15 protein-coding genes are annotated in these 12958 nt (G+C 67.8%); 10 read left to right on the top strand and 5 right to left on the bottom strand.

Features of this window, described 5'->3' with window-relative positions; genetic code table 11:
• The first annotated feature begins 127 nt into the window (after positions 1-127).
• Both bla and ACXJKJ_RS00890 read left to right on the top strand, forming a co-directional pair.
• Positions 128-988 carry a class A beta-lactamase gene (bla, locus tag ACXJKJ_RS00895; protein WP_457388558.1) on the top strand — a complete coding sequence of 287 codons (861 nt, stop codon included), beginning with the start codon at positions 128-130 and terminating at the stop codon, positions 986-988.
• A gap of 2 nt (positions 989-990) precedes the next feature.
• Entirely contained in the window at positions 991-1887 is an 897-nt protein-coding gene (locus ACXJKJ_RS00890; RefSeq protein WP_457388556.1) for an AraC family transcriptional regulator, read from the top strand.
• Positions 1888-1894: 7 nt separating this feature from the next.
• Here the strand turns inward: ACXJKJ_RS00890 and ACXJKJ_RS00885 are convergent, their stop codons facing one another.
• Positions 1895-3040 (bottom strand): GGDEF domain-containing protein, encoded by a 1146-nt coding sequence (locus ACXJKJ_RS00885; protein ID WP_457321563.1) that lies wholly within the window; start codon positions 3038-3040, stop codon positions 1895-1897.
• A 145-nt stretch (positions 3041-3185) separates the two neighbouring features.
• Between ACXJKJ_RS00885 and ACXJKJ_RS00880 the strand changes: the two genes are divergently transcribed.
• From ACXJKJ_RS00880 to ACXJKJ_RS00845, 8 genes are all read left to right on the top strand, one after another.
• Positions 3186-3494 carry an NIPSNAP family protein gene (locus ACXJKJ_RS00880; protein ID WP_457321561.1) on the top strand — a complete coding sequence of 103 codons (309 nt, stop codon included), beginning with the start codon at positions 3186-3188 and terminating at the stop codon, positions 3492-3494.
• Positions 3491-3814 carry an antibiotic biosynthesis monooxygenase family protein gene (locus ACXJKJ_RS00875; RefSeq protein WP_056190972.1) on the top strand — a complete coding sequence of 108 codons (324 nt, stop codon included), beginning with the start codon at positions 3491-3493 and terminating at the stop codon, positions 3812-3814. Before ACXJKJ_RS00880 ends, ACXJKJ_RS00875 begins: the two co-directional genes overlap by 4 nt.
• Complete coding sequence (locus ACXJKJ_RS00870; protein ID WP_056190970.1) at positions 3811-4503, top strand: ArsR/SmtB family transcription factor; 693 nt, start codon at positions 3811-3813, stop codon at positions 4501-4503. The genes ACXJKJ_RS00875 and ACXJKJ_RS00870 overlap by 4 nt, the downstream gene beginning before the upstream one ends.
• A gap of 156 nt (positions 4504-4659) precedes the next feature.
• A complete protein-coding gene (locus ACXJKJ_RS00865; RefSeq protein ID WP_457388554.1) occupies positions 4660-5922 on the top strand; it encodes an ammonium transporter in 1263 nt (420 codons plus the stop codon).
• Positions 5922-6200, top strand: a complete 279-nt coding sequence (locus ACXJKJ_RS00860) for a hypothetical protein (protein ID WP_056190967.1) — start codon at positions 5922-5924, stop codon at positions 6198-6200. The genes ACXJKJ_RS00865 and ACXJKJ_RS00860 overlap by 1 nt, the downstream gene beginning before the upstream one ends.
• Positions 6201-6246: 46 nt before the next feature.
• Positions 6247-6654, top strand: a complete 408-nt coding sequence (locus ACXJKJ_RS00855; protein ID WP_457353292.1) for a hypothetical protein — start codon at positions 6247-6249, stop codon at positions 6652-6654.
• 1 nt (position 6655) lies between these two features.
• A complete protein-coding gene (locus ACXJKJ_RS00850; RefSeq protein ID WP_457353290.1) occupies positions 6656-7279 on the top strand; it encodes a LysE family translocator in 624 nt (207 codons plus the stop codon).
• Positions 7280-7293: 14 nt separating this feature from the next.
• Positions 7294-7674, top strand: a complete 381-nt coding sequence (locus ACXJKJ_RS00845) for a VOC family protein (protein ID WP_056190962.1) — start codon at positions 7294-7296, stop codon at positions 7672-7674.
• Here ACXJKJ_RS00845 and ACXJKJ_RS00840 read toward each other — a convergent pair.
• The 4 genes from ACXJKJ_RS00840 to ACXJKJ_RS00825 all read right to left on the bottom strand — a co-directional run bounded on the left by ACXJKJ_RS00840 (position 7671) and on the right by ACXJKJ_RS00825 (position 12944).
• Complete coding sequence (locus tag ACXJKJ_RS00840; RefSeq protein ID WP_457353287.1) at positions 7671-8012, bottom strand: hypothetical protein; 342 nt, start codon at positions 8010-8012, stop codon at positions 7671-7673. The two genes, ACXJKJ_RS00845 and ACXJKJ_RS00840, sit on opposite strands and share 4 nt — an antisense overlap.
• A gap of 25 nt (positions 8013-8037) precedes the next feature.
• Positions 8038-9582, bottom strand: coding sequence for a SpoVR family protein (locus tag ACXJKJ_RS00835; protein WP_457389013.1), 1545 nt, complete (start codon positions 9580-9582; stop codon positions 8038-8040).
• Between the two features lie 139 nt (positions 9583-9721).
• Positions 9722-11002 (bottom strand): YeaH/YhbH family protein, encoded by a 1281-nt coding sequence (locus tag ACXJKJ_RS00830; RefSeq protein ID WP_056190957.1) that lies wholly within the window; start codon positions 11000-11002, stop codon positions 9722-9724.
• Positions 11003-11021: 19 nt separating this feature from the next.
• A complete protein-coding gene (locus tag ACXJKJ_RS00825) occupies positions 11022-12944 on the bottom strand; it encodes a PrkA family serine protein kinase (RefSeq protein ID WP_056192487.1) in 1923 nt (640 codons plus the stop codon).
• Positions 12945-12958: the final 14 nt, after the last annotated feature.

Below are 12958 nucleotides of genomic sequence, written 5' to 3'. Positions count from 1 at the left end.
CGCCGCAGGGGCTGGCGGCCGTCATGACGGCGTTGTTGCGCAAGTCTGACGGAGTAGTCAGTTTTCGGACGGGCCGTGCTGGTGCCCCCGCACCGGGGCCGTGCGGGGGCGCACGAGAATGCGGCGCATGAAACGTCGTCCCCTCCTTGCTGGCCTGGCTCTGGCGCCTGTAGCCACCCGCAGCCTTGCCACCAATGCCGCTGACTTCGCCGCGCTGGAACGCCGCGTGCAGGGCCGAATCGGCTTCTTCGCCATCGACACCGGCAGCGGCCGCGTGATGGCCCACCGCGCTGACGAGCGATTCGCTACGGCGTCGACCTTCAAGATCCTGCTCGCCGCGCGCGTGGCCCAGGGCGTGGAGGCTGGACGCTGGGGCTGGAACGACGCCGTGCCGCTGCGTGAGAGCGAGCGGGTGCCGCATTCGCCGGCCTTCGACCGGCTGCTGCCGCGTGGCCAAGCGACGCTGGCCGAGCTGGTGCAGGGCATCGTCGTCGAGAGCGACAACCCCTGCGCCAATGTGCTGCTGCGCCATTGCTGTGATTCGCCAGCCGGCCTGACGGCCTGGCTGCGCCAGCAGGGCGACGCGGTCACGCGCCTGGACCGTTTCGAGACCGAACTCAACGAGAACGCGCCGGGCGATCCGCGCGACACCAGCACGCCGCGCGCCTTCGCGAAGACGCTGCAGCATCTGCTGCTCGGCCCGGGCCTGAAGCGGGCCAACCAGGCGCGCTTGTGGACCGACCTGCAAGCCTCGCGCACCGGCCTGAAGCGGTTGCGGGCCGGCGTGCCGGATGCGAGCTGGCGCGTCATCGACAAGACCGGCAGCGGCGGCCGTGGCGCGGTCAACGACGTGGCCCTGGTGTTTCCGCCGGGCAGCCGTTCGCCCTGGGTCATCGCCGCCTTCCAGTCCGACTCCAAGGCCGCGGCCGACGAACTCTCCACCGTGCATGCGGACGCGATGCGCGGGCTGGTGCGAGCCTGGGGCTGAGCTTGAGCAACGCCAGCCGCCGCCAGTACGAGGCCCGCATGCACCGCGTGCAGGCCCACATCGACCGACATCTGGACGCGCCGCTGGACCTGGAGGCGCTGGCCGCCGTCGCCCACTTCTCGCCCTACCACTTCCACCGCCTCTTCCTGGCCTGGACGGGCCAGACCCTGGGCGACTACCTGGCGCGCCGTCGCCTGGAGAAGGCCGCTCAGCGGCTGCGCGGCCAGCCGGATTCGACCGTGCTGAGCATCGCGCTCAGCGTGGGCTATGGCTCGGCCGAGGCCTTCTCGCGGGCCTTCAAGCAGCGCTTCGGCCTGCCACCGGCGCAATGGCGCAATCTCGATCAGGCCGATAGCAATCTGGATCAAGCCGGCGCCGGGCCGTACGACGAGCATGGCTTCTCCCGCAACCGCGACGAAGGAGATCCCGTGAACGTCCGCCTCATCGACCGCCCGCCTGTGCGCATGGGCTATCTGCGCTACCAGGGCGCCTATGGCCCTGCGCTTGGCCGCTTCTGGGCCGAGACCTTCAACCCGTGGCTGGCCACGCAGAACCTCGGCCCCGTGTCGCGCTTCGGCATCAGCCACGACGACCCCAGCCTCGTGCCGCCCGAGCAATGCCGCTACGACGCCGGCGTGGCCGTGCCGGATGACTGGGTACCCAACGGCGGCGCCCTCGTCACCGAACTGCCGGGCGGGCGCTATGCGGCGCTGGACTTCGAAGGCACGGCCGCCGAGATCGGCGCCGCCTGGGCGGCCATGATGGGCCGGTGGCTGCCGAGCAGCGGCCTGCAGCTGGATGCGCGGCCCTGCTTCGAGCACTACGGCCCGCAGTCGAAATTCGACTTCAAGACCGGTGTGTTCGACTGCGAGCTGTGCATCCCTGTCGCGCCGCTGTAGCCGGCGCTCACACCAGCGGTGCGAACTCGCTGACCGTGCGGGCGCGCCCGGTCTGCTTGGCCTGGTAGAGGGCGCGGTCGGCGCGGTCGATGGCCAGGTGCAGGTCCTCGCCGGGCGCGCATTCCGCCACGCCGGCGGAGAAGGTGACGTGCAGGCCCGGCACGATGCTGTCAAAGGAGGCCGCCTCCAGCGCGTCGCGCAGGCGCTCGACCAGGGCTGCGGCCGTGTCGGCGCTGGCCTGCGGCGTGACGACGAGGAACTCCTCGCCACCCCAGCGCCCGGCGAAATCGCTGGTGCGCAGCGTGGCGTGCAGGGTGGCCGCGAAGTGACGCAGCACCGCATCGCCCACGCCATGGCCGTGGCGGTCGTTGACGGCCTTGAAGTGGTCGATGTCGATCAGCACCAGGCTCATCACATGGCCATGCTGGCGCTGGTTCAGCTGCTCGGCGGCGAGGCGCTCGCTCAAATGGCGGCGGTTGCTGATCTGGGTCAGCTCGTCGTGGTGGGCCAGGTACTGGATGCGCCCCAGCGCAGCGCGCAGTTCGGCGGTGCGCGCGCTGAGCTTGGCGCGCAGCCGCGCCATGTTGACCGACAGCACCGACACCGCCGTCATCAGGATGGCCGCGAAGCTGAAGTGCAGGGACTCGACCGCCGCGGGAAAGTTGGCCGGGTCCGTCGTGGCGCCATAGCCCATCGCGACGGCCAGCGACGCCAGCCCGAACAGATAGAGCCCGAAGGCCTGGCGCTGCGACAGCACGAACATGCCCCAAACGAGGTTGAGCAGCATGATGGCGATGATGGCGCCGCGCAGCGGCGGGTCGATGGCATAGCCCCAGGCTGTGATCAGCGCGCCGAAGACCGATTGCGGCAGCGTCAGCGACCGGTCGCGTGCCAGATGACGGCTCAGGCCCGTGCGAACCAGCACGTAAAAGCCCGCGATGCCGGCGAGGCCGACGCCGCTGATCCAGGCTCCGGGGCCGGCCTCCATCAGACCGAGGTTGACCTGCACGGCCACGTTCAGCGCGAACAGGCCGTAGACCGTCAGCGCCAGCAGTGTCAGCTTCACCGCGCCGCGGCCCTGGCCTTTCGGGCCCAGCAGCCAATCCGCCCAGCTCGCGGGAGCAGGTGCAGGGCGGGGCGAGAGTTTGGGCACGGTGGATGGGGCTGGGATGCCGGGCGAGGATAGCGGCCGCCGCGCTGGCGCGGCGGCGGGACACAGTTCGTTGCACGGCGAAGCGTCGCGGGGGTGAAGCCGCCCACACTGCCTTCATCCCTTCAACTTTGTGTGAGCACACTCCATGCCCATCACCTGCTTCATCCGCTACGAGCTCGACCCCTTCCAGCGCGAGGCCTTCCGCGAGTACGCGCAGGCCTGGGGCCGCATCATTCCGCGCCTGGGCGGCCGGCTGCTGGGCTACTGGCTGCCGCACGAGGGCACGAACTACGAGGCCTGGGGCCTGGTCGGTTTCGACTCGCTGGCCGACTACGAGGCCTACCGCGTCCGCCTCAAGGCCGACCCCGAGGCGCGGGCCAATTTCGAGTTCGCGCAGAAGCAGCGCTTCATCCTGCGCGAGGAGCGCACTTTCTGTGAGGATGTGCAGCCATGATCGCCGTCATCTTTGAAGTCCAGCCCACCGACGAGGGCCGCCAAGCCTACCTCGACCATGCCGCCGCGCTGAAGCCACTGCTGGAGCGCATGGACGGCTTCATCTCGGTGGAGCGCTTCCAGAGCCTGACGCAACCGGACAAGCTCTTGTCTCTGTCCTTCTGGCGCGACGAGGAGGCGGTGCGCGGCTGGCGTGAGGTGGAGCGGCATCGCGAGGCCCAGGCGGCCGGGCGCGGCGGGCTGTTCAAGGACTACCGGCTGCGGGTGGCGCATGTGGTGCGCGATTACGGCCTGAACGAGCGCGAACAGGTCCCTCGATGAACGCCGAACCCCGCCTTGCGCGCATTGCCGCGGCCATCGCCGACCCGACGCGAGCACGGACGTTGGCCCGCCTGCTCGATGGCCGCCTGCACACGGCCGGCGAGCTGGCCACGCATGCCGGCGTGGGCGCGGCGACGATGTCGGCCCACCTGAAGCTGCTCGTCGACGAGGGCCTGGCCCGCGTGCGGCCGCAAGGGCGGCACCGCTATTTCGGCCTGGCTGACGGCGACGTGGCGCATGCACTGGAGGCGCTGCTGCGCGTGGCGGATGGGCGCGATGCTGAGCCTGCGGCCGACATACGGCGCTGGCAGCGGCCCGAGATGCGCGGCCTGCGGCACGCCCGCAGCTGCTACGGCCACCTGGCCGGCGAGCTGGGCGTGCGGCTGCATGACGTCCTTTGCTCGCGCGGCTGGGTGGAGCGGGCGGGCAGTGCAGAACGGTTGACGGACACGGCGCGCGCGGCGCTGCAGGCGCAAGGACTGGAATTGGCGACCGTGGCTGCGGGCCGGGCGCTCTATCCGTGCGTGGACTGGTCCGAGCGACGCGAGCATTTCGCGGGCGCCGAGGCCGTGGCTTTGCTGGAGGCGTTGCTGGCGCGCGGCTGGCTGCGCCGCCGCGACACGTCGCGCGAACTGGTCTTGACGCCCACCGGCCAACGCGAATTCGTCGACGGGCTGTTGGCCGGTTGAGCCACGTGGCCGGCGCCGCGGGCGCGTTGGCGTAGAGCTTGCTATTCATGCGGCGCTACCACCCGCCGCATCCCTATGCCCATTCATCCTTGCTTTCCCGCCGCGCGGTTCACCCCCTGGGGCCGATCGGCCGCGTCACTGACGGGCTTGCTTGCGATGCCCGCACTGGCCGCCGAGCAGGTGCCGGCCGCCCAGATCAACGCCGGCGACACCGCCTGGCTGCTCAGCGCCACCGCATTGGTCCTGCTGATGACGCTGCCCGGCCTGGCGCTGTTCTATGCCGGCATGGTGCGCAAGAAGAACATCCTGGCCGTCATGGCCCAGACGCTGGCCTGCGCCGCGCTGGTGACGCTGCTGTGGTTCGTCTGTGGCTACAGCCTGGCGTTCGAGCCGGGGCCGGCCGGGCTGGAGCGCTGGATCGGCGGCCTGGGTGGCGCCGGGCTGGGCAATGTGCTGCATGACAAGGCGACCGGCCTGGTCAGCGTGCATCCGCTGATGCCCAGCGTGCCGGCGGCGGTGTTCGCGCTGTTCCAGCTCAGCTTCGCCGTCATCACGCCCTGCCTGGTCATCGGCGCGGTAGCCGAGCGCATGCGCTTCGCCAGCCTGCTGGCCTTTCTCGGGTTGTGGTCGCTGTTCGTCTACGTGCCGGTGGCGCACTGGGTTTGGGCGCCGCAGGGTTGGCTGGCCCAGTTGGGTGCGCTGGACTTTGCCGGCGGCACGGTGGTGCACATCAACGCCGGGGTCGCGGGTCTGGTGGCCGCGTGGATGCTCGGCCCGCGCGTGGGCTTCGGCCGTGCTGCACTCACGCCGGCCAACCTGGCCTACACGATGACCGGCGCCGGCCTGCTGTGGGTGGGCTGGATGGGCTTCAACGGCGGCTCGGCCGGCGCGGCGGATGGACGGGCCGGCATCGCAATGCTCAACACGCAGCTCGGTGCCGCGGCGGCTGCGCTGTCGTGGATGGCGGCTGAATGGGTGACGCGGCGCACGCCGACGCTGCTGGGCCTGTGTAGCGGCGCCGTGGCGGGGCTGGTGGCCATCACGCCGGCCTGCGGCTTCGTGACGCCGGCTTCGGCCGTGCTCATCGGCCTGACGGCCGGCGCGGCCTGCTACTGGGGTGCCACCGGGCTCAAGCGCTGGCTGCGCGCCGACGACTCGCTGGACGTGTTCGGCGTGCACGGCGTGGGCGGCATCGTCGGCGCGCTGCTGACCGGTCTGTTGGCCGATCCGCGGGTGGGTGGCGTGACCGGGTCGCTGGGCACGCAGGCCGTGGCGGTCCTGGCCACGGTGGCTTTCAGCGCGGTCATGACGGCGGGCATCCTGCTGCTGGTCTATCTGCTGCTGGGCGGGCTGCGCGTGGATGCGGCGCGCGAGCAGCAGGGGCTGGATCTCAGCCAGCACGGCGAGCAGGTGGCGTGATGGCCAGCGACAGCGAGAAGCTGGCCGTGGCCGCCCACCTGCATGTGCTGATGCGCCGCAAGATGGGTCGCGTGACGGACGTCGAATGGCTGGTGCGCAACGCCGACTACGCGCGGGAGATCATCCGCCTGGCCTGCCAGCAGGCCGAGCATCCGGAGGTGGCGGATTGGGGCGCGCGGCTGCAAGCCATGCTCTTCCCGAAACCGCCGCCGGCGGCACCAACGCCCGTAAGTGCGCGTGCAGTGGCGGCGGCCCGCTACATCGGTGGCCTGCGCTGACGCGTCTTCTCCGCGTGGCCCGGCATGGCGTTGTACAACGCATGCCATGCACATCACTCGCATCGCGCCGCTCGTCGCGGCCTACTTCGCAGCCAGCCTCGCCCACTTCAGTCACAACGCTCAGTACATCGCCTTCTATCCTGGCATGCCGGCATGGCTGACCCCGGGGACGGTCTGGTTGTGCTGGTTTGCGGTTTGCGCCGTTGGCCTGTTGGCATGGGTGCTGACGCGCCTGGGTCTGCCCACGCTTGGCCTGCTGGCCCTTGGCGTTTATGGCGCCCTGGGCCTGGATGGCCTGCTGCACTATCGTCTGGGGCTGTGCTCGCAGCACACGCTGATGGCCAATCTGACGATCTGGGCCGAGGCGACGACGGGGCTGATGCTGTTGCTGGTGTCGGCCGTGCTGTTCGCGAGACGGCTGTCGTTGGTGAACATTCAAACACGTCAGGGCTGAAATGATCGAACTCCCTACCCTGCTGGCCTTCACGCTGCTCAACATGAGCTTTGCCCTCATTCCGGGGCCGGATGTCATCTGCATCCTCTCCAACTCGGTCTCGCGCGGCACGGCCGCAGGAGCCAAGGTGTGCCTGGGCATTGCCTGCGCTGCGCTGGTTCACGTCGCGGCCGCCACCCTGGGACTCACCGCCTTCCTGGCCGCCGTTCCCACGGCATTTCTGGTGGTCAAGGCGGTCGGTGCGGCCTACCTGGTGTGGCTGGGCTGGCAGATGCTGCGCCACCCCACCGAGGTGGCTGCCGGCCCCGTGAACAGCCGTTGGTCTTCGCCGTTTGCCCAGGGCGCTTTATCCAACCTGTTCAATCCCAAAGTTGCCATCTTCTTCCTGGCCATCCTGCCGCAGTTCATCGACCCCGCCCTGGGCCATCCCGGCTGGCAGGCGGCCCTGCTGGGCATGGTGTCCATCGTCTCGGGCACGGCAGTCAACTTGTGTACCGCTGCGCTGGGCGGCAGGGCCAGGCATTGGCTGCTGGCCAAGCCGCGCATCTTCCAGCGCTTCCAGCAGCTCGCGGGCGCTGCGCTGGTGGGGCTGGGCATCAAGGTCGCCCTGGAGCGCGCTCGCTGATACGGGGAGACCGCATGCCCACACTCGACCACCTGATCCTCAAAGTCAACGACCTGGACGCCAGCGTGCGCTTCTACGTCGACGTGATGGGCTTCACCGATGCCGGCCGCGACGGTCCCTTCACTGTCATCAAGGCTGGGCCGGACTGCCAGCTGCAGCTCGCCCCCTGGGGCACGCCGGGCTTCGAGCATTACGCCTTTGCAGTGACCCGCGCCGAGTTCGAGACCATCTTCGAGCGCATCAAGGCGGCGGGCCTGGGCTATGGGCCGACCTTTGATTCCGTGGGTACGAACACGGGGCCGGGCAGCGAGGTGGGTGCGCGTGGGCCGGGGCCGACGCTCTATTTCAACGACCCCAACAAGCACCTGATCGAGATCAGGACCTACGAAGGTTAGCGCTTGCTTTTCGGCGGCACGAGGGGCGCGCCGCGCTGGCCGGTGGTGAGATCCCACTGGTAGACCTCGCGCGTCGCCCTGTCGACGGCGTAATGGCCCAGCAGATGGCTGGCGTCCTTGGGCTCCTTGGGGCCGTCGAAGCGCAGCGTGAAGACGAAGTCGGCGTCGGTGGGGTGGCGCTTGCAGCGGTAGTCGCCGCGCTTGTTAGGGCCGGCCAGATGCAGGGCGCGGGCGGTGCCGATCAGCTTGAGGCAGGCCTGGCGCTCGCTCAGTCCAGCGGCATGGGCGGGCCAGGCCGCGGTGGCGACAAGGGCAGCAGACAGGAGCAGCCGGAACATGCCGGCGAGTATCAGCCCTCAGCCCTCAGCCCACCTGAGCCGGCACGCTCCAGCGCTTGGTCACGTCGCCGCGCGTGTTGACGCTTTCCAGCTGCACGCCAAAGCCCCAGAGGCGGCCGACATGCTTGAGCACCTCCTGGGCGCTGTCGTGCAGCGGGCGGTTCAGGTGCTGCACGTGGCGCAGAGTCAGTGAGCGGTCGCCGCGCAGGTTGACGTTCCAGACCTGGATGTTGGGCTCGCGGGTGGACAGGTCGTACTGGCGCGCCAGCGCCTGGCGCACATGGCGGTAGCCGCCTTCGTCGTGGATGGCGGAGATCTCGTACTCGCTCTTGGCCTCGTCGTCGATGATGGAGAAGAGGCGGAAGTCGCGCATGATCTTCGGGCTCAGGTACTGGCCGATGAAGCTCTCGTCCTTGAAGTTGCGCATCGCGTGGTCGAGCGTGGGCAGCCAGTCACTGCCGGCGATGTCGGGGAACCAGTCGCGGTCTTCATCCGTCGGGTTCTCGCAGATGCGCTTGATGTCGGTGTACATCGCGAAGCCCAACGCATACGGGTTGAGGTTGGCGTTGGGATGCTGGTAGACGACGTTGGTGTGGGACTTGAGCCACTCGATCATCATGCCGTCGCTCAAGTAGCCGTCGTCGTACATCTGGTTGAGCAGGCGGTGGTGCCAGAAGGTGGCCCAGCCTTCGTTCATCACTTGCGTCTGGCGCTGCGGGTAGAAGTACTGCGCGATCTTGCGCACGATGCGCACGACCTCGCGCTGCCAGGGGTCCAGCAGCGGCGCGTTCTTCTCGATGAAGTACAGCAGGTTCTCCTGCGGCTCGTCGGGGAAGCGGCGGCTCTCGGCGGCTTCGTCGGGGCGGTCGGCCTTCTTGGGCAGGGTGCGCCACAGGTCGTTGATCTGCGACTGCGCGTGCTGCTCGCGGTCCTTCAGCCGCGCGCGCTCTTCGGCGAGCGACAGCTTGGCCGGGCGGCGGTAGCGGTCCACGCCGTGGTTCATCAGCGCGTGGCAGGAGTCGAGCAGGGTCTCGACGGCATCGACGCCGTAGCGCTCCTCGCAGTCGGCGACGTAGTTCTTGGCGTAGACGAGGTAGTCGATGATGGACGAGGCGTCCGTCCACATGCGGAACAGGTAGTTCCCTTTGAAGAAGCTGTTGTGGCCGTAGCAGGCGTGGGCGATGACCAGGGCCTGCATGGCCAGCGTGTTCTCCTCCATCAGGTAGGCGATGCAGGGGTCGGAGTTGATGACGATCTCGTAGGCCAGGCCCATCTGGCCGCGCTTGTAGTTGCGCTCGGTGCTGATGAACTCCTTGCCGTAGCTCCAGTGCCGGTAGTTGACCGGCATGCCGACGGAGGCATAGGCGTCCATCATCTGCTCGGCGGTGATGACCTCGAGCTGGTTGGCATAGGTGTCCAGGCCGAAGCGCTCGGCGGTGTTCTTGATGACGGTGTGGTACTCGTCGATGAGATCGAAGCTCCAGTCATTGGGCGAGGGCAGGGGCTGGCTGGGGCGCTGGGCGACCGGCTTCATGCGCCGCAGCGGCAGGTGCTGGCGGCGGTCGGGCATGCCGGCCGGCGGGTTGGCCGGGCGCTCGTGGTGACGGCGGTCCTCTTTACTGCTCATGTCAGCCCCTCGTCCAACGAGTACGTCGGCCGATCCCCCGAGGGGATGTGGCCCGGCTTGGGAGCGGCCCGGCGCTCGGTCCTCATGTGGAGGCCCCTTCCTTCTTGAACAGCTCACGGAAGACGGGGTAGATCTGCGAGGCCTCGACGGCCTTGCGCATGGCGAAGTGGCGGGCGTCCTCGCTGAGCTTCTGGTATTCCTCCCAGAGGTTCTGTTCGGGTTCGGCCACCTGCACATAGGCGAAGTAGCGGCACAGCGGCAGGATCTTGTCGGCCAGCAGCTCGCGGCAGCGGCCGCTGTCGTGGTGCCAGTTGTCGCCGTCGCTGGCCTGGGCGCCGTAGATATTCCACTCGGTCGGCGAGTAGCGCTCCTTGATGATCTGCTCCATCAGCACCAGGGCGCTGGAGACCACGGTGCCGCCGGTCTCTGTCGCATGAAAGAAGTTCTGCTCGTCGACCTCCTGCGCCTGCGTGTGGTGGCGGATGAAGACGACGTCGATCTTCTCGTAGTGCCGCGTCAGAAAGAGATAGAGCAGGATGAAGAAGCGCTTGGCCAGGTCCTTGCGGCCTTCGTCCATGGAGCCGGACACGTCCATCAGGCAGAACATGACGGCGCGCGTCGTCGGCACCGGGATGCGCACGCGGGCACGGAAGCGCAGGTCGATGGGGTCGAGGAAGGGGATGGCCTTGAGGCGCTCGCGCAGATGCTGGATGCGCTCACGGGTTTCGAGCAGCAGTCGCGGCGTTTCGGGGCGGTCTTCCTTCAGCAGCTCCTGCTCGCGGGCCTCGAGTTCGTGCAGCTCGCGGCGCTTGTCCATGCCCAGCGCGATGCGCCGGCCCAGGGCGCCGCGCATCGAGCGTACGACGTGCAGATTGGTGGGCGTGCCGTCGGAGACGAAGCCGGCGCGCTGGCTGCGCCACTCGGGCGTGTCGGCCAGCGTCGTGCGGGCAAGATTGGGCAGGGCCAGGTCCTCGAAGAAGACCTGCATGAACTCTTCCTTGCTGAGGTGGAAGACGAAGTCGTCCTCACCCTCGCCAGTGTCGCTGGCCTCGCCGCCTCCGCCGCCACCGCCCTGCCCACCCTTGGGCTTGGCAATGCGGTCGCCCTTCACATACTCCTGGTTGCCTGGCCGCACAACCTCGCGCACGCCGCCGTCGCCATGGCCGAAGACGGGCTCGCTCAGGTCCTTCTTGGGGATGTGCACATCCTCGCCGCGCTCCATGTCGCGGATGCCACGGCCATCGACCGCGCGTTTCACCGCCTCGCGGATCTGCTCCTTATGGCGACGCAAGAAGCGCTCGCGGTTGCCGATCGACTTGTTCTTGCCGGAGAGGCGCCGGTCGATGATCTGTTGAAGCGACATCAGCAGTGGCCGGTTGCGTTCAGGAACTCTTGCGCACCCTCAAGTACCACTCGCACAACAGCCGCACCTGCTTGGCCGTGTAGCCCTTGTCCACCATGCGCTGCACGAAGTTCTCGTGCTTCTTGGCGTCCTCGGCGCTGGCCTTGGCGTTGAAGCTGATGACAGGCAGCAACTCCTCGGTGTTGGAGAACATCTTCTTCTCGATGACGGTGCGCAGCTTCTCGTAGCTCGTCCACAGCGGGTTCTTGCCCGCGTTGTTGGCGCGCGCACGCAGCACGAAGTTGACGATCTCGTTGCGGAAGTCCTTGGGGTTGGAGATGCCGGCCGGCTTCTCGATCTTCTCGAGCTCGGCGTTCAGCGACGCGCGGTCGAAGACCTCGCCGGTGTCGGTGTCGCGGTACTCCTGGTCCTGGATCCAGTAGTCGGCATAGGTCACGTAGCGGTCGAAGATGTTCTGGCCGTACTCGCTGTAGCTCTCCAGATAGGCGGTCTGGATTTCCTTGCCGATGAACTCGGCATAGCGCGGCGACAGCTGTTCCTTGATGTAGCTGACGTATTTCTCTTCCAGCTCCTTGGGGAACTGCTCGCGCTCGATCTGCTGCTCCAGCACATACATCAGGTGCACCGGGTTGGCCGCCACCTCGGCCGAGTCGAAGTTGAAGACCTTGGACAGGATCTTGTAGGCGAAGCGCGTGCTGATGCCGCTCATGCCTTCGTCAACGCCGGCGTAATCGCGGTACTCCTGGTAGCTCTTGGCGCGCGGGTCGGTGTCCTTGAGGTTCTCGCCGTCGTAGATCTGCATCTTGGAATACAGCGACGAGTTCTCCGGCTCCTTCAGGCGCGTGAGCACGGCGAACTGGCTCATCATCTTCAGCGTGCCCGGTGCGCACTTGGCCTCGGACAGCGACGAGCCGCGGATCAGCTTCTCGTAGATCTTGACCTCCTCGCTGACGCGCAGGCAGTAGGGCACCTTGACGATGTAGACGCGGTCGAGGAAGGCCTCGTTGTTCTTGTTGTTGCGGAAGGTCTTCCACTCGCTCTCGTTGCTGTGCGCCAGCACGATGCCGTCGAAGGGGATGGCGCCGAAGCCCTCGGTGCCCTTGTAGTTGCTTTCCTGCGTGGCGGTCAGCAGCGGGTGCAGCACCTTGATGGGCGCCTTGAACATTTCGACGAACTCCAGCAGGCCCTGGTTGGCCAGGCACAGGCCGCCGCTGTAGCTGTAGGCGTCGGGGTCATCCTGGGCATAGGTTTCGAGCTTGCGGATGTCGACCTTGCCGACCAGCGAGCTGATGTCCTGGTTGTTCTCGTCGCCCGGCTCTGTCTTGGCCACGCCGAGCTGCTTGAGCACGCTGGGGAAGCGCTTGACGACCTTGAACTTGCGGATGTCGCCGCCGAACTCGTCCAGGCGCTTGACGGCCCAGGGGCTGAGGACACGGTTCAGGTAGCGGCGCGGGATGCCGTAGTCGCGCTCCAGCAGCGGGCCGTCCTCGATGAGGTCGAAGAGGCCGAGGGGCGACTCATTCACCGGCGAGCCGGCCAGCGCGTAGAAGGGCACATGCTCCATCAACTGCTTGAGCCGCTCGGCGATGGAACTCTTGCCGCCGCCGACGGGCCCGAGCAGGTAGAGGATCTGCTTCTTCTCTTCCAGCCCTTGCGCGGCATGGCGGAAATAGGAGACGACCTGCTCGATGGCCTCTTCCAGGCCATAGAACTCGGCGAAGGCCGGGTAGATCTTGATGGTCTTGTTGGCGAACAGGCGCGACAGCCGCTGGTCGTTGCGCGTGTCGAGCATCTGCGGCTCGCCGATGGCCTGCAGCATGCGCTCGGCAGCCGTGGCGTAGGCCAGTGGGTTTTTCTTGCACTCTGCGAGGTAGTCCTCCAGCGAGAGCTCCTCGACCTTGCTGCGCTCGAAGCGCGCTGCGAAATGGCTGATGACGTCCATGCCGACCTCCTGCG

The sequence above is a fragment of the Roseateles sp. P5_E1 genome, from assembly GCF_054049335.1.
The sequence above is the reverse complement of the archived record's forward strand: the minus strand, read 5'-3'. Positions and strand labels throughout refer to the sequence as shown.

Coding starts and splice junctions, on each gene's coding strand:
- ACXJKJ_RS00855 (WP_457353292.1), top strand. CDS start 6,247: ATGCACATCACTCGCATCGCGCCGCTCGTCGCGGCCTACTTCGCAGCC.
- ACXJKJ_RS00875 (WP_056190972.1), top strand. CDS start 3,491: ATGATCGCCGTCATCTTTGAAGTCCAGCCCACCGACGAGGGCCGCCAA.
- ACXJKJ_RS00845 (WP_056190962.1), top strand. CDS start 7,294: ATGCCCACACTCGACCACCTGATCCTCAAAGTCAACGACCTGGACGCC.
- ACXJKJ_RS00880 (WP_457321561.1), top strand. CDS start 3,186: ATGCCCATCACCTGCTTCATCCGCTACGAGCTCGACCCCTTCCAGCGC.
- ACXJKJ_RS00850 (WP_457353290.1), top strand. CDS start 6,656: ATGATCGAACTCCCTACCCTGCTGGCCTTCACGCTGCTCAACATGAGC.
- ACXJKJ_RS00835 (WP_457389013.1), bottom strand. CDS start 9,582: ATGCCCGACCGCCGCCAGCACCTGCCGCTGCGGCGCATGAAGCCGGTC.
- ACXJKJ_RS00830 (WP_056190957.1), bottom strand. CDS start 11,002: ATGTCGCTTCAACAGATCATCGACCGGCGCCTCTCCGGCAAGAACAAG.
- ACXJKJ_RS00825 (WP_056192487.1), bottom strand. CDS start 12,944: ATGGACGTCATCAGCCATTTCGCAGCGCGCTTCGAGCGCAGCAAGGTC.
- ACXJKJ_RS00870 (WP_056190970.1), top strand. CDS start 3,811: ATGAACGCCGAACCCCGCCTTGCGCGCATTGCCGCGGCCATCGCCGAC.
- ACXJKJ_RS00860 (WP_056190967.1), top strand. CDS start 5,922: ATGGCCAGCGACAGCGAGAAGCTGGCCGTGGCCGCCCACCTGCATGTG.
- ACXJKJ_RS00865 (WP_457388554.1), top strand. CDS start 4,660: ATGCCCGCACTGGCCGCCGAGCAGGTGCCGGCCGCCCAGATCAACGCC.
- ACXJKJ_RS00840 (WP_457353287.1), bottom strand. CDS start 8,012: ATGTTCCGGCTGCTCCTGTCTGCTGCCCTTGTCGCCACCGCGGCCTGG.
- bla (WP_457388558.1), top strand. CDS start 128: ATGAAACGTCGTCCCCTCCTTGCTGGCCTGGCTCTGGCGCCTGTAGCC.